Below are 18,798 nucleotides of genomic sequence, written 5' to 3'. Positions count from 1 at the left end.
CCACAAATTGTCAGAGTATTTGATATGAACTTTTCATGTATTGCTACACTTGCGCTGTTAAAGGCCTAATTTCCAGCTATCTTTTTAAGATAGATTATTTATTCGGGGACTTTCTATGTTTATCCGCTCAAAGTTGTTACTCAGCGCAGCTGTGTCTATCTCGGCATTAGTTGCCATGTTTGGATTACAACTCCATTCAAATTCGGTTAAGTCTGAGCTCTCCCATGCCGTTCAAAATGTGCTTGAGTTAGAGCGCGATGTCTTAATTCTGCGTAAAAACGAAAAGGATTTCTTCGCGCGTAAGGATTTAAAATATGCCGAGCTACATAAGCAAAGCCACATGGTAATCGACAGTATTGTCCCAGAATTAGAGAAAGTCTTTAAAGAATACGGTGTGTCCAAGGCATCGCTTGAAAGTTTTGATAGTAATTTAAATCAGTATCAAGCTGCTTTTTCTGAAGTGGTGCAGCTACAGCAGGAAATTGGCTTAACGCCTAAAACAGGTTTGTACGGCACATTGCGTTCGGCGGTGCATAATGTTGAAACGCTGCTGAAGCAATACAATCAGCTCGAACTCGAAGTGGCTATGCTGCAACTGAGACGTAACGAAAAAGATTTTATGCTGCGTCGAGAGCTAAGTTATGTTGAAACCTTCGATGCCAACATTGGCAAGTTTAATGACAAGCTACGTTCATCGAGCTTAGATGCCGATACCCAAAATAAAATTGCAGAGCTTATTACTCAGTATCAGAAAGATTTTAAAAGCTTAACCAATAAAGAGCAGCAACTCGGTTTAACCGAGAAAGATGGCACTATGGCGCGTCTTGTCGCTGCCAACCTACAAATTGAAAGTAGCGCGAATGACTTACATAACCTAGCGCTTAAGGCGATTGATGATGCTGAGAGCAGCAGCGTTAATGTAGGTATTGCTGTGTTTATCTTTATCACGTTGCTGCTATCTATCATTACCTATTTGATTATCCGCAGTATTATCGCCCCGGTTGAGCGCATCACGCAGATCATTGCTCGTATCGAAGTGAGTAAAGATCTGACCTTGAGATGCGATGCATCAACGCAAGATGAACTTGGCGAAATTGCGCAGCATTTCAATAGTATGGTGAGTAGCTTCCAGCAATTGATTGAGCAAGTGATTGAGTCGGTCGCAACGATTAACACCTCCTGTAAGCGCGTATCCGAAAATGCCATGCTTGCCTCTGAAGGCGTAGGTCAACAGCTCAATGAGACTGATATGGTTGCAACGGCGATAACAGAAATGGGCGCAACCATTGACGAAATTGCTAAAACAACTGAGTTAGCGGCATCAAAAGCGGGTCAGACCCACGATAATGCGCAAAGCGGCCAATTAGAAGTTGAGCAAACGATTCATAAAATCCAGTCACTTGCTGAGCAGCTCAATAGCTCGGCTGCGGTCGTTAATGAGCTGGAACGTGACAGCGAGACAATCGGTAGCGTGTTAGATGTGATCCGCGGCATTGCTGAGCAAACTAACCTTTTAGCCTTGAATGCCGCGATTGAAGCTGCACGTGCAGGTGAACAGGGCCGTGGTTTTGCAGTGGTTGCCGATGAAGTGCGTAACTTAGCGATGCGGACACAATCGTCAACCCAAGAAATTGCGAACATTATTCAGACCTTACAGACGCGGACTCGCTCGATTGTGCAATTGATGGAATCGAGCCAAAAACAAGGTGTTGAGAGTGCGGAGCAAGCGGCAAGTGCTGGTGCCTTACTCAAGCTTATCAATACAGATGTGCGTAACATCATGGACATGAGTACTCAAATTGCCGCGGCGATTGAAGAGCAAAGCATGGTGGCGGCCGAAGTGAATAAGAACGTGGTGGTGATCCGCGACATCGCCGAAGAATCCTCCCATGCGGCAGATGCGAATGCGTCGGCATCGGATGAGCTGAAAGCGCAGGCTGAATTCTTATTCCGTGCGGTCAGTAATTTTAAAATCTAATATTTAAAAGCCAACTCTAATCTAATGAGCAGAAGCTAGCTTAGAAAATACACTAACAAAAACGCACTCCGAGGAGTGCGTTTTTATGTCCGAGTGATTAGCTCTGCAAGCTTAGTGATTCGTTAAAACAGCACACTGTGTGGAACCACTCAGATTAGTCAGAACGTTCAGTGACAGAACTATTAGTGACGGAACATGGCAGAAATAGACTCTTCGTTGCTTACGCGACGAATTGCCTCAGCCAGTACCGCAGACATAGTTAACTGAGTCACTTTAGCCACTTTTAACATTTCTGGGCTTAAAGGAACAGTGTCAGTCACAATCACTTCATCAATCACTGAGTTAGCGATATTTTCAGCCGCTTTGCCAGAGAACACTGGGTGAGTTGCGTAAGCAAATACGCGGTTCGCACCATGTTCTTTTAAGGCTTCAGCCGCTTTACACAGAGTGCCGCCTGTGTCGATCATATCGTCAACGATAATGCAGTCACGACCTTGAACATCACCAATGATGTGCATAACTTGAGCAACGTTTGCTTGTGGGCGACGTTTATCAATGATCGCTAAATCAGAATCATCCAACAGTTTTGCTACTGCGCGAGCGCGAACAACACCACCGATGTCTGGAGAAACAACGACTGGATTATCTAAGTTCTTCGCTAACATATCTTCTAGCAGCACTGGGCTACCAAATACGTTATCAACAGGAACATCGAAGAAACCTTGGATTTGCTCAGCGTGCAGGTCACAGGTCAGAACGCGGTCAACACCCACGCTAGACAGGAAATCGGCAACGACTTTTGCAGTAATAGGTACACGGGCGCTACGAACGCGACGGTCTTGACGAGCATAACCAAAGTAAGGAATAACGGCTGTGATACGGCCAGCAGATGCACGGCGCAGCGCGTCAACCATCACGATGAGTTCCATCAGGTTGTCGTTTGTCGGCGCGCAAGTGGATTGGATGATGAACACATCGGCACCACGTACATTTTCGTTAATTTGGACACTGATTTCACCATCGCTGAAACGACCAACCACTGCGTCTCCGAGTTTGCAAAATAGACGATCGGCTATCTTTTTAGCGAGACTGGGGGTGGCGTTCCCAGCAAAGAGCTTGATGTCGGGCACTGTATGAACCTCAGGCGTTTGCTTTATATTTTAGTGGCTAGAGTAACGACGATATAGGGACGGGAGGAACCCGAGGCGTTATCGTTAAGTGGTTACTCTAGAAGAAAGTAGTTTAAGGGTGACTGAGTCGCGTGATGAGCGGCGAAAGATTCATCCCTTGTGCAACAAATCCTTGCATTTCAGACGGTAATTTCGCCAAGGCTGCGAGAGCTTGTTGCTGTTGTGTGAATTCCCCGAACACGCATGCGCCTGTTCCTGTCATTCTCGACGGCGCATATTCTAGCAGCCAGCCTAATGCCTTGGCAACTTGAGGGTATTTAGAAACGACTAGTTTTTGACAATCATTTTCCCAAGGTTGGCTCATTAAGGTATCTATGGCCAGTTTCGGGGTATCACGCGGTAAAAGTGGATCTTGGAATACGTCGGCGGTGGAAACATGGGCATCGGGTGCTATGACTAAGTACCAAGGCTCACTCGGATTTACCGCTTGTAAGCGTTCACCCACACCTTCGGCAAAAGCGGCGAAACCATGAATAAAAACAGGAATATCGGCACCCAATTTAAGGCCGATTATTGCCAATTCTTCGGTTGATAATTGGGTATGCCATAACTTGTTCAATGCCACTAATGTGGTGGCTGCATCGGACGAGCCGCCACCTAAACCGCCGCCCATGGGCAGCCGTTTATCCAGCCAGATCTCAGCGCCGCCTTTAAAGCCTGTGGTTTGCTGTAATGATTTTGCGGCTCGCAGAATTAAGTTATCGCTGTCAGCGACAACGCCCGACATATTGGAGTGCAAAATCAGTTCAGGGGTTTCAGTGACCTTAAAATCGAGCATGTCGCAGCAATCGATAAACTGAAACAAGGTTTGCAGTTCGTGGTAACCGTCGGCGCGGCGGCCATTAATGTGTAAAAACAAGTTGAGCTTGGCTGGCGCAGGCCAATTGCGGGAAATTGCAGTGGGCATCTTAAGGTTGTTCTCCGACTAAGATCGCGGGCTTGCCAAGAGCTTGCCATTGATTCAGCTGTAGTTTGAGTTGTAAATCGCCACGTTCAAGCTTTAATTGATGGGGCACGTTGGCGCCGCTCTGGGATTGCCAACTTAAAAATGCGACCTGCCAAGGTGGCGGGGTTTGAGTATTGGTGAGCTGTTTAGGTTTACCTTGGCTATCGCGTTCGACGATCTCATCGTTGGGGCCAATTTGGCCTGTGATCCACAAAGGTAAATCGGCCAAGGGGATGGACCAACCGCTGACGCGCTCGAGTAAACGCTGGGCGTTATCATCGCGAAAGTCTTTGCCATCGATATGCAAATGGGCCGAGTTCGGGGTTGAGTTAAGCGTCAACACAGTCGTACCCAGCATAGTGGTGAGTGTCAGCTCATCGCGATCTTCACTGTGGCGCCAGTAGATATTCGCGCTGAGCTTATCGTCAGGGGTTTTTATCGCCAGTTTACCCTGCAATTCCCAAGCTGTTGCTTGGCGCGCATCCGTGACTGTGATTGGGCTTAGGTCAGTCATCGGCGGCAAGGTTTCACACCCCGTCAGCAAAAGTAGGGCGCTTAAGGTAAAACAAGAGAAAATGGTTTTTGTGAGGCGCTTCAAATTATTCATCTATGACTGATATACCAAAGTCCTTATGATACGAGGGCTTGGAAAGAATACCAATGCCAAACGTAAAATTTCCATCGGCGGTCACTTAGATTTGCTCCCTTGGGACAAATTTTGCCTTACCTATTATTGATAGAAAATTTAGGTAAGAAGTTAGACCTTTATTCGGTTTTGTTAAGCGTATTCTGTTTTTAGTTGGGCCAATTCAGTAGAATGCCCTTATTAAGAGAGTCGCCAAGAATCTAGAAAGAGTCAGATGAGCCTTGTAGCAATCGGTATTAACCATAAAACAGCCACGGTAGACCTGCGTGAGAAAGTTGCCTTCTCTCCGGACAAAATTCATGACGCTATGAAGAGTCTGGCCAGTCGTACACGCTCAGGTGAAGCCGTTATTGTCTCGACCTGTAATCGCACTGAGTTGTATTGCAACAACGGCGATGAGGCCGATATTATTGCGTGGCTTGAAGAATATCACGGCCTTGATCATAAGGACGTCGCGCCTTGTCTCTATAATTATCACGGTCAGGATGCCGTCAGGCATTTGATGCGTGTGGCTTCTGGGCTCGATTCGTTGATCTTGGGTGAGCCGCAAATTCTCGGTCAAGTTAAGCAAGCGTTTGTTAAGGCCAAAGAGGCTGGAACGGTTGCGCTAACCATAGATAGACTCTTTCAGAATACTTTTTCAGTCGCTAAGAAAGTCCGCACCGACACTGAAATTGGCGCCGCTGCAGTGTCTGTCGCATTTGCGGCTGTTAGCATGGCGAAACATATTTTCTCATCGATATCGACCACTAAAGTACTGTTGATTGGCGCAGGTGAAACTATAGAACTGGTTGCGAAGCATCTTAAAGACAACGGCGTGGCTTCAATGGTCGTAGCAAATCGGACGTTAGAACGTGCCCAAGGCATGTGTGAGGAGTTTGGCGCAACAGCAATTACACTGGCGCAGATACCAGATTATCTCCCAAAAGCCGATATCGTGATATCCTCTACCGCCAGCCCTCTGCCTATCCTAGGTAAAGGCATGGTCGAAAAAGCGCTAAAGCAGCGTCGCCATCAACCTATGTTATTGGTTGATATAGCAGTTCCCCGGGATATTGAGCCGGAAGTCGCCGATTTGGATGACGCGTTTCTGTATACAGTGGACGACCTGCATAGCATTATTGAACAGAATATGGCTTCTCGAAAAGAAGCCGCCGAGCAAGCTGAAGTAATTACTGAAGAACAATCTTTCTTATTTATGGATTGGATCCGTTCTTTAGAGTCGGTCGACAGTATTCGCGAGTATCGCAGCCAGAGCATGGCGGTAAAAGATGAGTTAGTAGAACGTGCCCTGAATAAACTAGCCCAGGGCTCAGACACTGAGCAGGTATTGATTGAACTAGCCAATCGCCTGACTAACAAACTTATCCACGCACCGACACAGGCCCTCACGGCAGCGAGTCGTCAGGGCGATTTGAATACTCTCGGTCAGTTAAGATCAGCGCTTGGATTAGATAAACACTAAGGTTAGCGAGTTAAATGAAGGAATCCGTTATCCGCAAGCTGGAAGGCTTGCTCGAGCGCAATGAAGAAGTCATGGCTTTGCTGGGTGATGCTAGCGTCATTTCTGATCAAGACAGGTTTCGTGCGTTATCAAAAGAATATGCCCAGTTAGAAGACGTTGTTGCTGGCTTTAAAGCCTATCAGCAAGCGCAGGCTGATCTCGATTCTGCCAAAGAAATGCTGGAAGAAGACGATGCTGAAATGCGTGAAATGGCGCAGGAAGAGATGAAAGCCGCTAAGGCCAAACTCGAGCAGCTCGAAGACGAATTGCAAATTCTATTATTGCCAAAAGATCCTGACGACGATAAAAATGCCTTCGTTGAGATCCGCGCTGGTGCTGGCGGCGATGAAGCGGCTATTTTCGCCGGTGACTTATTCCGCATGTACAGCCGTTATGCTGAAGCAAATCGCTGGCAGATCGAAATCATGAGCTGTAACGAAGGTGAACATGGTGGCTTTAAAGAAGTGATCATGAAGGTCAGCGGTGACGGCGTATACGGCAAACTTAAGTTTGAATCCGGCGGCCATCGTGTACAGCGTGTGCCAGAAACCGAATCCCAAGGACGTGTGCATACTTCTGCGGTTACTGTTGTGGTACTGCATGAAGTGCCTGAAGCGGAAGCGATTTCAATCAATCCAGCCGATCTGAAAGTCGATACTTTCCGTTCATCAGGTGCGGGTGGTCAGCACGTTAACAAAACTGACTCAGCTATTCGAATCACCCATATTCCTACTGGGATCGTGGTGGAATGCCAAGATCAACGTTCGCAACACAAGAACCGTGCCCAAGCCATGAGTGTACTGGCCGCACGTATTCAAGCTGTTGAAGACGAAAAACGCCGTAGCGCCGAAGAATCGACCCGTCGTAGTTTGGTTGCCAGTGGCGATCGCTCCGAACGTGTACGTACTTACAACTTCCCGCAAGGCCGCGTGAGCGAACACCGCATCAACTTGACCTTATATCGCTTGAACGAAGTAATGGAAGGCGATCTCGATGCTATTTTATTGCCTCTGATGCAAGAGCATCAAGCTGACCAGTTAGCCGCACTGGCTGACGAGCAGGGGTAGTTTTGTCAGATCAATCTAGCATAGCCGAAGCCCTGCAATGGGCTTATGTGCAGTTAGCATCAACCTCTGAATCCGCTCATCTGGATGCAGAGGTTTTGCTGTTATATTGCCTCAATAAAAGTCGCAGCTATTTATACACTTGGCCTGAAAAATCCCTGACGGTTGAGCAGTGGAAACGTTTCCAGCAAATGGTACAGAAACGTCAAAAGGGCGTGCCTGTGGCACATATTGTTGGTGAGCGTGAATTTTGGTCGCTGCCTTTTATCGTTAACGACACGACTTTGATCCCGCGTCCTGACACGGAAATTCTGGTTGAAACCGCTTTGAACCTGCCGCTTTCAACCTATGCCAAAGTGCTCGACTTAGGTACTGGCACTGGGGCTATTGCGTTGGCGTTAGCGTCTGAGCGTGAGTCATGGCAAATCACGGCGGTCGATAAAGTCGATGATGCCGTGGCTTTGGCTATCGCGAACCGTGAGAATTTAAAGCTGCCGCAGGTCGATATTCTTCAAAGTGACTGGTTTAGCGCGGTAAAGTCGCGTGACTTTGATTTAATCGTCTCAAACCCACCTTATATTGATGAAGCAGACGAACATTTGCACCAAGGTGATGTGCGTTTCGAGCCCCAAAGTGCGTTAACCGCCGCCGAGGAAGGCTTTGCCGATCTTTATTATATTGCCAACACTGCCCGAGATTACTTAAAGCCTAATGGCTATATTCTGCTGGAACATGGTTTTGAACAGGCTGTAAAACTCAGGGCTAAACTTATTGAACTGGGCTATGAGAATGTCGCCACAGTGCGAGACTTTGGCAGCAATGACAGATGTACTATGGGTAAATGGGCGGAATAACGCGTTGCTTTAAGTGAAGATATTTACCCTGTTATACCGATTTATCGAACGCCATTGGTTATTGCCAATGGCGTTTTTGTTTTCTAAAGAGTCAGTTTAAGCTGATGTAAGGTTAAAATCGCCAACCTCAAACATTACAACACTTTCACCATAAAGAATTTACTGCCGGTTTCTGGGTAGGCTTGTTGTATCCACTGTACGCGATAGCCGTGGCGCTCATAGAAGGGCTTAGCTTGAAAATCTAAGGTATCGAGCAGGGCAAATTGGCAGCCGCGCGCTTTTGCTTGGCTTTCTGCTTCTAATAGCAAGCGCGTGCCGATTTTTTGGTGTCTTAGGGTGCCATCGACCCACAGATACTCAATTAACAACCAATTGCCGAAGGTTTTGCCGCTTATTCCCGCTAACAGTTTACCTTCGGTATCTTGTAATTTGAGGCCGAGATTTTTACGGCTAAGCCCTTGCCATTGGACTTGGTTGAACTCGATGATTTTTTGTTTTATGGCATCGGCGAACTCGGTTGATTCATCATTAATTAAGCTTAAATTCATCGTCTCTTCTCGTTTGATTTTTTATGATGTTAGCTCTGACTATCAGGCTGATAGGCATTGGTATGCCGTCACGGATTAGGGTAAACTAGCGCCTTTGTCACTGACCATAAGTATCGTAATGGAAACTTTTTACAGTCTATATCCTGCGGTTAAACATCTGCATTTTACCTTTATCGCGTTAAGCGTGTTGCTGCTTACCGTGCGCTTTGTTCTGCATCTGCGCCAATCGGCTTTGATGGAGAAGAAACTGCTCAAGATAGCGCCCCATGTTATCGACACTTTCTTATTGCTGTCGGGTTTAACCCTGTGTTTTATGATCCAACAATTTCCTTTTGTGGATCCTTGGATGACCGAAAAAATCGGTGCTGTAGTTGCTTACATTGTCCTAGGTGCGATTGCAATAAAGGCAAACAGAAACAAGTTGTTCAAAGTATTTGCTTACTTAGGCGCGATAGGCTGGCTGGTTTATGCTGCTAAATTGGCTCATTTTAAACAAGCGGTATTATTGGGTTAATGGGTAACTACACTCTGCAAGATGGCATTTCATTGCCCGAGTCGGCATTGGATGTAGGTGCGCACCTTGGATTTTCTAAACTAGAAGCCGCTAAATGGGCTTGGTTTGAAATGGCGGGAGCCGTATTAAGTCATTACTTGGTTGACCAACAACAGCGTTTTAATGCGCTGTTGCATTGGTTTTACGAGGATTTAGGCTTTTGTGTCCGTGATAACTACTTCAGTACAGAGGCGGCGGATTTAGGCACTTGCTTGATTAGCCGCCAAGGGAATAGCACTACGCTGGCAACTGTCTTGATGTTACTGGCGAAGCAGTTAGATCTTGAGCTTGAACCGATATTGCTACCTGGTAATACTGTGCTGCGTTGCAAGATTGCCGGTGAAGTGAGTTATCTGGATCCTTTGACAGGCAAGAAGCTCAACCGTCACCAGTTGCATGTGTTAGTGCGCGGCGAGTTAGGCAATGCGGCCGAGCTTAAGGCGAGTTACTTAAAGCCAGCAACGGTGAAAAAACTGCTGACGCGTATGCTGCATGAGCTAAAAGCGGGTTGTATAGTGTCGCATCAATTTGAGGCGGCGATGGAATGTTGCAGTCTGCTGTTGCAATGGCATAGCGATGATGTGCACCTCAATCGTGAGCGAGCCTTTATCGCCCAGCAGCTGGGTTGTATCAATGTGGCAGCTGCTGATTTGCAGCATTTTGTCGATAACAGCCCCCACGATCCCGTGATCGAAATCGTGAAGATGCAGCTCAAAGAATTAAACGAGCATGCCGAGATTTACCATTAAAGCAGAGCCTTTCGGGGCTCTTCTTATTTATCAACTATTCAATCCAATCAGCAAAATAATAATACTGGGCAGATGGAAGTTTGACCCAGGGACTTAAAGGTTAAGTCTCTAATAAAAATAAAATAATAACTGTATTAACAGGGAGAAATTAGCATGACAAGCACGGCTTTAGTGACGAACGATGCCACGGCGTTAGGGATACTCGCGACAATTCTAGGTTTTGTATTTTATACCAGTAGCAGTAGTCATCCTTTTTGGCAGAAGTTTTATCGTTTCATTCCCGCCCTTTTATTGTGTTATTTCTTACCCTCTTTATTGAATACCTTTGGGGTGATCGACGGTAATACCTCACAACTGTATTTTGTGGCGTCACGTTATTTACTGCCAGCGTGTTTAGTCTTATTAATATTAAGCGTTGATTTAAAAGCTATTTTAAGTTTAGGGCCGAAAGCCTTAATCATGTTTTTAACCGGCACTGTCGGTATTGTTATCGGTGGCCCGATTGCCTTGCTGTTAGTGTCGATCATCGAGCCCTCTTTAATTGGAGTTGATGGTCCTGATGCGGTATGGCGCGGCATGACGACCTTAGCCGGAAGCTGGATTGGTGGCGGCGCAAATCAAGCCGCGATGAAAGAAATCTATGCGGTAGGTGGCAATATTTTCTCTGTGATGGTGACAGTCGATGTGATTGTCGCCAATATCTGGATGGCCGTGTTGCTATTTATGGCCTCAAAGGCGAAAGAAATCGATGCCAGAACGGGTGCCGATACCTCAGCAATTGAAGCGTTAAAAGAAAAAGTTGAAAAGTATCACGCTGAAAATGCCCGCATTCCTAATCTGCGCGATCTTATGCTGATTGTCGCCGTTGGCTTTGGGATCACAGGTATCGCCCACATGGCCGCCGATTTTCTTGGGCCATTTTTTGAAGCGAACTACCCTTGGACCGAAGATTACAGCTTAACCTCTAAGTTTTTCTGGTTAGTGGTGATAGTCACAACCATTGGTTTGGCGATGTCCTTCAGCCCAGTACGCCATTTAGAGGCGGCGGGGGCATCGAAAGTGGCGTCGGCCTTCCTTTACATCTTGGTGGCGACGATTGGTCTGCATATGGATGTGAGTAAAGTGCTCGACACACCTTTGTACTTTTTAATCGGTATTGTGTGGATGATAGTGCATGCTGGCTTTATGTTATTGGTGGCTAAGTTGATAAAAGCGCCGCTGTTTTACATGGCCGTGGGTAGTCAAGCAAATGTCGGCGGTGCGGCATCTGCCCCTGTTGTTGCTGCGGCATTTCACCCCGCTTTAGCGCCTGTTGGTGTGTTGTTAGCCGTATTTGGTTATGCGTTAGGGACTTACATGGCGTGGCTCTGTGGTCAACTTTTACAGCTAGTTGCAGCATAGCGGCCTTAGCCCTATATTCAGTTCATCGCTGGGAAAGGTTCCAGCATTTTAGAGAGAAGTTGCGATGAGTAATAAAATCATAAACCTAGGTTCAATCGAGATTGCTAACGATAAACCTTTCGTGTTGTTTGGTGGCATGAACGTGCTTGAGTCTCGCGATCTCGCTATGTCGATTGCTGAAACCTACGCCGAAGTGACCCAAAAACTGGGTATTCCTTATGTGTTTAAGGCGTCCTTTGATAAGGCGAATCGCTCTTCAATCAACTCTTACCGCGGCCCAGGTATGGAAGAAGGTTTGAAGATTTTTGAAGAAATCAAAAAGACCTTTAACTTACCTTTGATCACTGACGTGCATGAAGTGCACCAGTGTGCACCTGTTGCTGAAGTGGTTGATATCATTCAGTTGCCAGCATTCTTGGCCCGTCAGACAGATCTGGTTGTCGCTATGGCAAAAACCGGCGCTATCATTAACGTGAAAAAGCCACAGTTTTTAGCGCCGCACGAAATGCGCCACATCATCACTAAGTTTAACGAAGCGGGTAATGACGAGATCATCCTGTGTGAACGTGGTTCAAGCTTCGGCTATAACAACTTAGTCGTTGATATGTTGGGCATGGATGAGATGAAACAATCTGGTTACCCTGTCATTTTCGATGCGACCCATGCGCTGCAACGTCCAGGTGGCCGTGCCGATTCTGCGGGCGGGCGTCGTGCTCAAGCGACCGAGTTAGCGCGCAGCGGTATGGCGCTAGGTTTAGCGGGTCTATTCATTGAAGCGCATCCCGATCCTGATAACGCTAAGTGCGACGGCCCATGTGCGCTGCCTTTGCATCAGTTAGAAAATTATCTGAAGCAGATGAAAGCAATCGATGATTTGGTTAAGTCTTTCGATCCCATCGATACCAGCAAGTAATCGCAAGCTAAGACTTATCGATACCAGCAAGTAATCGCAAGCTAAGACTTAATGAATTAGTGACTTAGTGATTAAATCTCAAAGCCCCGACTCGTTCGGGGCTTTGTTTTTCAGCAGAAACAATTAGACTGCCATCACCCCATGGCTATCTGAAACATGAATGTTTTATGATGAGGCTTGCCTTACTCTCGTCTCTATTGCCGACCTCATTCTTTACGGAATACCTACATGTGGATCTTATTAACTTTGCTGGCGGCATTTATGCAGGCTTGGCGTAATGCGTTTCAAAGCCAACTGAGTAAAGAGGTGAGTGTTGCGGGCGTGACCTTGGCGCGTTTTATTTGGGCAGGGCCTATTGCTGCCGTGTATCTAGCAGGTTTATATCTTTGGCAGGATGTCGGTATCCCCGATTTTAGCGGCCGTTTTATCGGTTTTATTTTAGGTGCATCGGCGATGCAAATCCTAGCAACAGGCTTGATGGTAAAACTGTTCAAGCAACAGAACTTTGCCATTGGGGCAGGGCTAGCAAAGAGCGAAGCTGTCGTTGCGGCGATATTAGGGACAGTGTTTTTTGGGACGCATTTATCGCCATTAGGTTGGTCAGGTGTATTGCTAGGTGGTGTGGCAATTTTTTTGATGAGTGCCAAACAAGGCCTTCGAAGTCTGTCGCTCAATACGGTATTGATTGGTTTAGCCTGTGGTACTTCGTTTGCGCTAACATCGCTTTGGGTGCGGGAGGCGAGTTTGCGTTTGAATATCGGCTTTCCCCATAGCGCCGCTTGGGTGCTGTTATTCGTGATCAGCTTACAGACGCTGTTGTTAGTCAGTTATCTGTTACTCAAGGATAAATCCACACTGACAGCGTTATGGCAGCGTCCCAAGCTAACTTTACTTACCAGTACCGCCAGTTGTTTAGGTTCTATCGGCTGGTTTAGTGCTATGTCGCTACAGGCTGTGCCTTATGTGAAGACTTTAGGTCAAGTTGAAGTTTTCTTTATGATCTTGATTGCCACCTTTTGGCTGAAGGAAAAAGTAAAGATAAAAGATATGCTAGGGTTAGTCTTGATCGCTATTGCCGCTATTTTGGTTATGTGGGAATAGGTGGGTTTTATATGTGTAGAAAGCTTGTGTTGTACGGATTGATTTGGCGCTGGTTAATTTTTTTGTGAACATCTTTAAACTTTAAGTTGAAAATACATATTGTTACAACAATATAATAGTGGATTTGCTAGGATGCGAACCCGTTTAAACTTTATGCAGAAAACTATGCGGCGATTTATCTCCACATTTAGTCTCACATCTAAGCAATGGGGATTATTGTTATTACTACCTATTTTTTTTTCTATGAGTATAAGTTATGTCATCACTAGCTATATCGTGCATGGCAAAGCACGGGAAGTGGGTAACTTTAACTTAGAACGGCTTGAGGAATTATTAGCACAATCAGAAAGTATTAACCAATTTGCCATTACACTTAAGGAAGGCGATTGCGGCAAACTCAGTGAATACATGAGATTTAAGCCTTATTATCGGGGAGTCATTTTATTCAATGAAAAAGCAATGTACTGCTCTTCTACCGCAGGGGACATTGATTTACCCCTCAATTCTCTTTTGCCTGAAAATAAACTAGCTGACTCTGCACATTATATTGTGCCTGAAACTCCAGCTCGTTCTGGTGTGCCCGCCATTATTTCTATCTCTAAAAATGTTGAAACACATCGTGGATCGATTGTCGTGATCGAAGGGGAATATTTCGTCGATGCTTTTATTCAACCAGAGGTATTTCCTCGGTTAGTCAGCAATGTTGTGCTCGGTTTACATGGGGCAACATTACCAAGTGTGCCGAATTTTGGTGATGGTGAAATTATCAGTGTACTTGCCGACGATAAAGAGTTTGTTATTTTGTTAGAACTATCGCGGGAGTTTTTTAGGCATTTTTTCTGGATTTACTTCGGTGTGTCCTTACCTATTTGCTTCATTATAGTCTTGCTTTCTGGTCTTTTATTTTTGCGCAAAAAGTATCGTCACTCCCTTGCTGATGATATTCGTAGCGGGATAGAGAACGAAGAGTTTTTCTTAGTTTATCAGCCAGTGATTTGTGCCGAGGACGGCAAGTCAAAAGGCGTTGAGGCATTAGTGCGTTGGCAGCACCCACAAATGGGCTTAGTGCGGCCTGATTTGTTTATTCCCATTGCCGAAGAGGGCAAGTTAATTGTCCCATTGACCAACTATATTTTTGAGCGGGCATTAAAAGATTTTGCTGATATGAAGGTCGAACCGGGCTTTAGAATTGCGTTTAACGTGGCGCCAGAACACTTTACGCAGGATGATATTGAGTCGAAATTTATTCATCTGCGGGATTCTCTGGAGCGTATTGGCGTTAAGCCGTTGATTGAAATCACCGAACGGCAATTATTAACGCCGGATATTTTCCAGTGTATTGAAAGCTTGCGACAGTTAGGGATTCTAGTGGCAATTGATGGCTTTGGGACTGGGCAAACCACTTTATCCCTGCTGCAAACGATGCCGTTAGACTATCTGAAAATTGATAAATGTTTTATCGATACCATAGGACAAGATTCTGTCACTTCCCATGTGCTCGATACTATTATCGAGCTTTCCCACAAGATGAATTATGTCGTGGTGGCAGAGGGGGTTGAGACGCAGGAGCAGGCGGATTATTTAACCAGTCGCCAAGTGCATTTTCTCCAAGGGTATCTCTTTGCTAAGCCGATGAAGCTGGCGGATTTAAAGCTATGGTTAGTCGAGCATTTTAAACATTAGCATCATAAAATCAGTCAGCAATAAGGGCACCTAGGTGCCCTTATTGCTGTTCAAGCGTTATAGCCAAAAGTGCGTGTTAAAGGTTTTGGTTTAAGCCTCTGGTTGAAAGCTTAGCATTAAAGCCTCTTTTTAAAGTTTCTGGTTAACTGCTCTGGCTAGAGGCTCAATCAAAGGCTGTAGCCCGTTTCTTCGTGTTCCGATAAATCTAAGCCGTTAACTTCTTGTTCTGTGCTGACACGAAGGCCGCCAAGTAGCTTACGGATGATCACGAACAGTAACCAAGTGACCACAGCTGTATAAGTGAATGTTGCCGCGACCCCGATAATCTGTACCCCAAGTTGGTCTATCATGGTTTCGTTCACGGCTGCAAAACCGTAGCCGCTAAAGACGCCTAATTGGGTTGAGCTAAACACGCCGGCCAAAAGAGTTCCGAGAATACCGCCAACCCCGTGTACGGGGAAAACGTCTAAGGAGTCATCGATTTTAAGTTTCTGTTTGATATAAACCGTTGAGTAAAAACACACGATTCCACCGAGTAAACCTATGACTAAGCCGCCTGCTGGGCCAACATAACCAGAGGCGGGAGTGATAGTGCCTAAGCCCGCTACCATGCCTGTGACTATGCCAAGGGCGCTGGGTTTACCAAACTTAATCCACTCAATTGCCGCCCATGTCATCGCGCCCATAGAAGCGGCGAGATGAGTGGCTAGAATCGCCATGGCAGCTGTGCCATTGGCGCCAAGCGCGCTACCACCATTAAAACCGAACCAACCGACCCACAGCATGCCCGCACCAGTAACCGTCATGGTCAGGTTGTGTGGCATAATCGCCGAGTTTAAAAATCCTTTGCGCGGACCTAGCACTTTAGCCGCCACGAGCGCTGCAACCCCGGCGGTAATATGTACTACGGTTCCGCCAGCGAAATCGTACAGTCCTAGCTGTGCTAACCAGCCTCCGCCCCACACCCAGTGGGTGATCGGCGCATAAACCAATAATAACCAAGCCCCTGAAAAGATGAGCACGGCTGAAAATTTCATTCGCTCGGCAAAGCCACCGATGATTAAAGCTGGCGTTATGATGGCAAAGGTCATTTGAAATAGCATAAACAGGGGCTCAGGAATATCCCCACTGAGACTATCGCGGCCAATGCCTGACAGTAATGCTTTATCTAAGCCACCGATAAAACTATTGCCCGCATCGAAGGCGAGCGAATAACCTATGGCAAACCATAAAACTGAGACAAGGGCGGCGATAGAGAAGCACTGCATCAATATCGAAAGTACGTTTTTACTGCGTACTAAACCGCCGTAAAATAAGGCTAATCCGGGTAAGGTCATCAATAATACCAGCGCGGATGAGCTTAAGATCCACGCAGTATTCGCGGCGCTGAACTGACCCTCATCGGCGACAGCATTGGTCGCCAACATACTGAATAATATCAATAGATATTTAAAACTGAGTCTGAAATTCGCTAGCATCATAGGGCATCCACTCCTTCTTCCGAAGTGCGAATGCGCACGACTTGTTGGAGTTCGGTCACAAAGATTTTGCCATCGCCCACTTTGCCTGTATGGGCCGCGGCAATAATGGCTTCGATAACGGCTTCTTCTTGATCGGAGTGAATGGCGACTTCGAGCTTCATCTTAGGCAAAAAGTCCACTGCGTATTCGGCGCCACGATACAATTCTGTATGGCCCTTTTGGCGGCCAAAGCCGCGCACTTCAGTGACTGTCATGCCATGGACGTTGAGCTGAGTTAAGGCTTCACGTACATCGTCTAATTTGAACGGTTTAATGATTGCGGTGACCAGTTTCAATTTTCTCTCCAACAAACTTCAGACTCAATTTATTGGAATAAAGCAGGAATCAGGCCATATAAACAAAGCATTTATTATCATTGCGTTAACATTCAGTCGCACCGAAATAGCATCAAGAATTGATGCAAAACGGTGCAAAACAGAATCAAATCGCCCTGATTTGGTGCGTTTTATTGGTGCAAGATGAGTTCTGCTGGCAAGTATCAGTGCAGATAGTGTCGAGTGGATATAAAGCGAGGGGAGTCAGCGTTTTAATACGCTGCATGAGTGCGGGAAATCAAATCGTGATTTACAGATTATCTTTATTAAACAGCGAATTAACTTTGGTTGTGCTAGGCTAGTTGTACTCGGTTAAACTGCTAGCTGTTTGACTCGCGCCCAGAGCTCGGCATTGACTGGCGCACTTAAACCGTGCGCTTGTGCGCGCCCACAGATATAGCCGTTAATTTGGTCGATCTCGGTTCGCCTTTGATGCGCAATATCTTGGTGCATCGACGAGAAGTTCCCCGCAGTGAGACGGATCACTTGGTAGACCCTGTCGTGCAAAAATGATTTATCAAGCGACACGCCATCATGTGCGGCAACCATGACCAACTCATCGAGAATACTATTTATCATTTCACTAAAATCTGGCTCAGCTAGTTTGCCATTGGGGCATTGATATAGCGCCGTAAGCGGATTGATGGCGGCATTGACTGCGAGTTTTTGCCACAGGCAAGGCACAATCGCATCGACCCATTCACTGTTCGGAATAGCCGCCAGCAAAGCGTTGCGATAATGCTCTGTCAGCTCTGCGCCTGTGAAATGCCCCAGCTGAGTCAGCCCTTGTCCGGTTTGCTTAATCTGCCAAGGGGCTTGGCGTAACACCCCTTGGGACGTTGTCCCTAAGCTTAGCCCTCTGCCATTAGCTTGTGCATCAATGAGCGGTGCCAGTGCTAAATGAGGTCCCATGCCATTGTGTAATAACAAAATATGACATTGATTAGGCAGTTGCTTGAGTAAGGGAGAAAGCGCATCAAGCACTTGATAGGCTTTAACGCAGACAATCACAAGACGGATATTGTCGAGCGCATCGGCAGTTAAGATAGGCGCCGAATACGGGATAGCGTGTATCTGCTGTTGCTTGTCATCGGCAGACGCTAATGGGGTGAAACTCAGTACCTGCTGGCTAGCTTCGAGGGCACTACGGCCGATAAAACCGACATTCATGCCCGCAACTGTTAATTGGCGACAGATCAGTTGTCCAACGGCACCTGCACCTAAAATGGCAATATCCACAGCATGAGTCATATTCGCAGCCTTAAGATTTCTGTATCAGCGCCCATGTATTGCGTTCGAACTAATCTTCCCGCAACTGAGCCGCACGAAAGTATTTGCCATAGGCCCAATTACAAAAGTAGAACAGCGCTATGCCGGCAAAGTCGGCGATAACATCCGCCACAGAGGCGCTTCGATAGGGTAAACGCGATTGCACTAGCTCAATTAAAATGGCATAGCTTGCCAATGTGAGCGATAGCCAATACCACTTAGGTTTGAAAGCGAGGTAGGAGAGATAGGAGAGGCAAAAAAAGCTCCCAAGATGGCCTACCTTATCGATATTCGGAATACTTTGCGAATAGGTTGGTCTGGAAAATACCAGATAACTGATCACGACAAAGGCTACGGCTAAAGCCAGCTTAAATAGGGTATTTTTAGTTATCACAAATATGTTTGCATTAGCTTAGAGTGAGGCAATGATAGGAAAATCCACCACTAAAGTCATCCATGATTACGCTTTTATTCTAGGCTTAACCTTCAACTTAGGCCTGTGTGTGGGTAAACTAGCTGCATATTAATTTGATATGGGACATAA

At 46.3% G+C, this 18,798-nt stretch carries 18 protein-coding genes; 10 read left to right on the top strand and 8 right to left on the bottom strand.

Annotated elements, in window-relative coordinates; translation table 11 throughout:
- Positions 1-115 precede the first annotated feature (115 nt).
- Positions 116-1,978 carry a methyl-accepting chemotaxis protein gene (locus NE536_RS07215; protein WP_261272273.1) on the top strand — a complete coding sequence of 621 codons (1,863 nt, stop codon included), beginning with the start codon at positions 116-118 and terminating at the stop codon, positions 1,976-1,978.
- A 182-nt stretch (positions 1,979-2,160) separates the two neighbouring features.
- On the opposite strand, the gene NE536_RS07210 is transcribed toward NE536_RS07215, so the two are convergent.
- The 3 genes from NE536_RS07210 to lolB all read right to left on the bottom strand — a co-directional run bounded on the left by NE536_RS07210 (position 2,161) and on the right by lolB (position 4,721).
- The gene (locus NE536_RS07210; protein ID WP_006080255.1) at positions 2,161-3,108 is read right to left on the bottom strand and encodes a ribose-phosphate pyrophosphokinase; all 948 of its coding nucleotides are present in this window, start codon (positions 3,106-3,108) and stop codon (positions 2,161-2,163) included.
- A gap of 112 nt (positions 3,109-3,220) precedes the next feature.
- Positions 3,221-4,075: a 4-(cytidine 5'-diphospho)-2-C-methyl-D-erythritol kinase gene (gene ispE / locus NE536_RS07205; protein WP_261272272.1), complete on the bottom strand. Its 855-nt coding sequence runs from the start codon at positions 4,073-4,075 to the stop codon at positions 3,221-3,223.
- Position 4,076: 1 nt separating this feature from the next.
- The gene (lolB, locus tag NE536_RS07200; RefSeq protein WP_261272271.1) at positions 4,077-4,721 is read right to left on the bottom strand and encodes a lipoprotein insertase outer membrane protein LolB; all 645 of its coding nucleotides are present in this window, start codon (positions 4,719-4,721) and stop codon (positions 4,077-4,079) included.
- Between the two features lie 253 nt (positions 4,722-4,974).
- Between lolB and hemA the strand changes: the two genes are divergently transcribed.
- Genes hemA through prmC form a run of 3 tightly spaced genes read left to right on the top strand, consistent with a single transcriptional unit; the run spans position 4,975 to position 8,182 of the window.
- Positions 4,975-6,225, top strand: coding sequence for a glutamyl-tRNA reductase (hemA, locus tag NE536_RS07195; protein ID WP_012090153.1), 1,251 nt, complete (start codon positions 4,975-4,977; stop codon positions 6,223-6,225).
- Positions 6,226-6,239: 14 nt separating this feature from the next.
- Positions 6,240-7,331: a peptide chain release factor 1 gene (gene prfA / locus NE536_RS07190; RefSeq protein ID WP_261272270.1), complete on the top strand. Its 1,092-nt coding sequence runs from the start codon at positions 6,240-6,242 to the stop codon at positions 7,329-7,331.
- Between the two features lie 2 nt (positions 7,332-7,333).
- Positions 7,334-8,182, top strand: coding sequence for a peptide chain release factor N(5)-glutamine methyltransferase (gene prmC / locus NE536_RS07185; RefSeq protein WP_107403806.1), 849 nt, complete (start codon positions 7,334-7,336; stop codon positions 8,180-8,182).
- Positions 8,183-8,316: 134 nt separating this feature from the next.
- Here prmC and NE536_RS07180 read toward each other — a convergent pair whose 3' ends face one another.
- Positions 8,317-8,730, bottom strand: a complete 414-nt coding sequence (locus tag NE536_RS07180; protein WP_106651574.1) for a GNAT family N-acetyltransferase — start codon at positions 8,728-8,730, stop codon at positions 8,317-8,319.
- A 118-nt stretch (positions 8,731-8,848) separates the two neighbouring features.
- On the opposite strand from NE536_RS07180, the gene NE536_RS07175 reads away from it, so the two are divergent.
- From NE536_RS07175 to NE536_RS07150, 6 genes are all read left to right on the top strand, one after another.
- Positions 8,849-9,244: a SirB2 family protein gene (locus NE536_RS07175; protein ID WP_006080263.1), complete on the top strand. Its 396-nt coding sequence runs from the start codon at positions 8,849-8,851 to the stop codon at positions 9,242-9,244.
- Complete coding sequence (locus NE536_RS07170) at positions 9,244-10,032, top strand: SirB1 family protein (protein WP_115333920.1); 789 nt, start codon at positions 9,244-9,246, stop codon at positions 10,030-10,032. Before NE536_RS07175 ends, NE536_RS07170 begins: the two co-directional genes overlap by 1 nt.
- A 153-nt stretch (positions 10,033-10,185) precedes the next feature.
- Positions 10,186-11,433, top strand: coding sequence for a DUF819 family protein (locus tag NE536_RS07165; protein ID WP_261272269.1), 1,248 nt, complete (start codon positions 10,186-10,188; stop codon positions 11,431-11,433).
- Between the two features lie 64 nt (positions 11,434-11,497).
- Positions 11,498-12,346 (top strand): 3-deoxy-8-phosphooctulonate synthase, encoded by an 849-nt coding sequence (gene kdsA, locus NE536_RS07160; RefSeq protein WP_071938555.1) that lies wholly within the window; start codon positions 11,498-11,500, stop codon positions 12,344-12,346.
- Positions 12,347-12,574: 228 nt separating this feature from the next.
- Positions 12,575-13,447 (top strand): DMT family transporter, encoded by an 873-nt coding sequence (locus NE536_RS07155; protein WP_261272268.1) that lies wholly within the window; start codon positions 12,575-12,577, stop codon positions 13,445-13,447.
- A 165-nt stretch (positions 13,448-13,612) separates the two neighbouring features.
- Complete coding sequence (locus tag NE536_RS07150) at positions 13,613-15,130, top strand: EAL domain-containing protein (RefSeq protein WP_261272267.1); 1,518 nt, start codon at positions 13,613-13,615, stop codon at positions 15,128-15,130.
- A gap of 167 nt (positions 15,131-15,297) precedes the next feature.
- Here NE536_RS07150 and NE536_RS07145 read toward each other — a convergent pair whose 3' ends face one another.
- The 4 genes from NE536_RS07145 to NE536_RS07130 all read right to left on the bottom strand — a co-directional run bounded on the left by NE536_RS07145 (position 15,298) and on the right by NE536_RS07130 (position 18,648).
- Positions 15,298-16,611 carry an ammonium transporter gene (locus NE536_RS07145; RefSeq protein WP_261272266.1) on the bottom strand — a complete coding sequence of 438 codons (1,314 nt, stop codon included), beginning with the start codon at positions 16,609-16,611 and terminating at the stop codon, positions 15,298-15,300.
- Positions 16,608-16,946 (bottom strand): P-II family nitrogen regulator, encoded by a 339-nt coding sequence (locus tag NE536_RS07140; RefSeq protein ID WP_006080270.1) that lies wholly within the window; start codon positions 16,944-16,946, stop codon positions 16,608-16,610. Before NE536_RS07140 ends, NE536_RS07145 begins: the two co-directional genes overlap by 4 nt.
- Before the next feature lie 351 nt (positions 16,947-17,297).
- The gene (locus tag NE536_RS07135) at positions 17,298-18,236 is read right to left on the bottom strand and encodes a ketopantoate reductase family protein (protein ID WP_261272265.1); all 939 of its coding nucleotides are present in this window, start codon (positions 18,234-18,236) and stop codon (positions 17,298-17,300) included.
- Between the two features lie 49 nt (positions 18,237-18,285).
- Positions 18,286-18,648, bottom strand: a complete 363-nt coding sequence (locus tag NE536_RS07130) for a VanZ family protein (RefSeq protein ID WP_006080272.1) — start codon at positions 18,646-18,648, stop codon at positions 18,286-18,288.
- Positions 18,649-18,798: the final 150 nt, after the last annotated feature.

The organism is Shewanella septentrionalis (assembly GCF_025370265.1).
GTDB classification, from domain to species: Bacteria; Pseudomonadota; Gammaproteobacteria; order Enterobacterales; family Shewanellaceae; genus Shewanella; species Shewanella hafniensis.
Note: the sequence above shows the minus strand (reverse complement) of the source record. Positions and strands in the feature narration are given on the sequence as shown.

Coding starts and splice junctions, on each gene's coding strand:
- hemA (WP_012090153.1), top strand. CDS start 4,975: ATGAGCCTTGTAGCAATCGGTATTAACCATAAAACAGCCACGGTAGAC.
- NE536_RS07170 (WP_115333920.1), top strand. CDS start 9,244: ATGGGTAACTACACTCTGCAAGATGGCATTTCATTGCCCGAGTCGGCA.
- NE536_RS07180 (WP_106651574.1), bottom strand. CDS start 8,730: ATGAATTTAAGCTTAATTAATGATGAATCAACCGAGTTCGCCGATGCC.
- lolB (WP_261272271.1), bottom strand. CDS start 4,721: ATGAATAATTTGAAGCGCCTCACAAAAACCATTTTCTCTTGTTTTACC.
- prfA (WP_261272270.1), top strand. CDS start 6,240: ATGAAGGAATCCGTTATCCGCAAGCTGGAAGGCTTGCTCGAGCGCAAT.
- NE536_RS07175 (WP_006080263.1), top strand. CDS start 8,849: ATGGAAACTTTTTACAGTCTATATCCTGCGGTTAAACATCTGCATTTT.
- NE536_RS07215 (WP_261272273.1), top strand. CDS start 116: ATGTTTATCCGCTCAAAGTTGTTACTCAGCGCAGCTGTGTCTATCTCG.
- NE536_RS07150 (WP_261272267.1), top strand. CDS start 13,613: ATGCGGCGATTTATCTCCACATTTAGTCTCACATCTAAGCAATGGGGA.
- NE536_RS07155 (WP_261272268.1), top strand. CDS start 12,575: ATGTGGATCTTATTAACTTTGCTGGCGGCATTTATGCAGGCTTGGCGT.
- ispE (WP_261272272.1), bottom strand. CDS start 4,075: ATGCCCACTGCAATTTCCCGCAATTGGCCTGCGCCAGCCAAGCTCAAC.
- NE536_RS07135 (WP_261272265.1), bottom strand. CDS start 18,236: ATGACTCATGCTGTGGATATTGCCATTTTAGGTGCAGGTGCCGTTGGA.
- NE536_RS07145 (WP_261272266.1), bottom strand. CDS start 16,611: ATGATGCTAGCGAATTTCAGACTCAGTTTTAAATATCTATTGATATTA.
- kdsA (WP_071938555.1), top strand. CDS start 11,498: ATGAGTAATAAAATCATAAACCTAGGTTCAATCGAGATTGCTAACGAT.
- NE536_RS07165 (WP_261272269.1), top strand. CDS start 10,186: ATGACAAGCACGGCTTTAGTGACGAACGATGCCACGGCGTTAGGGATA.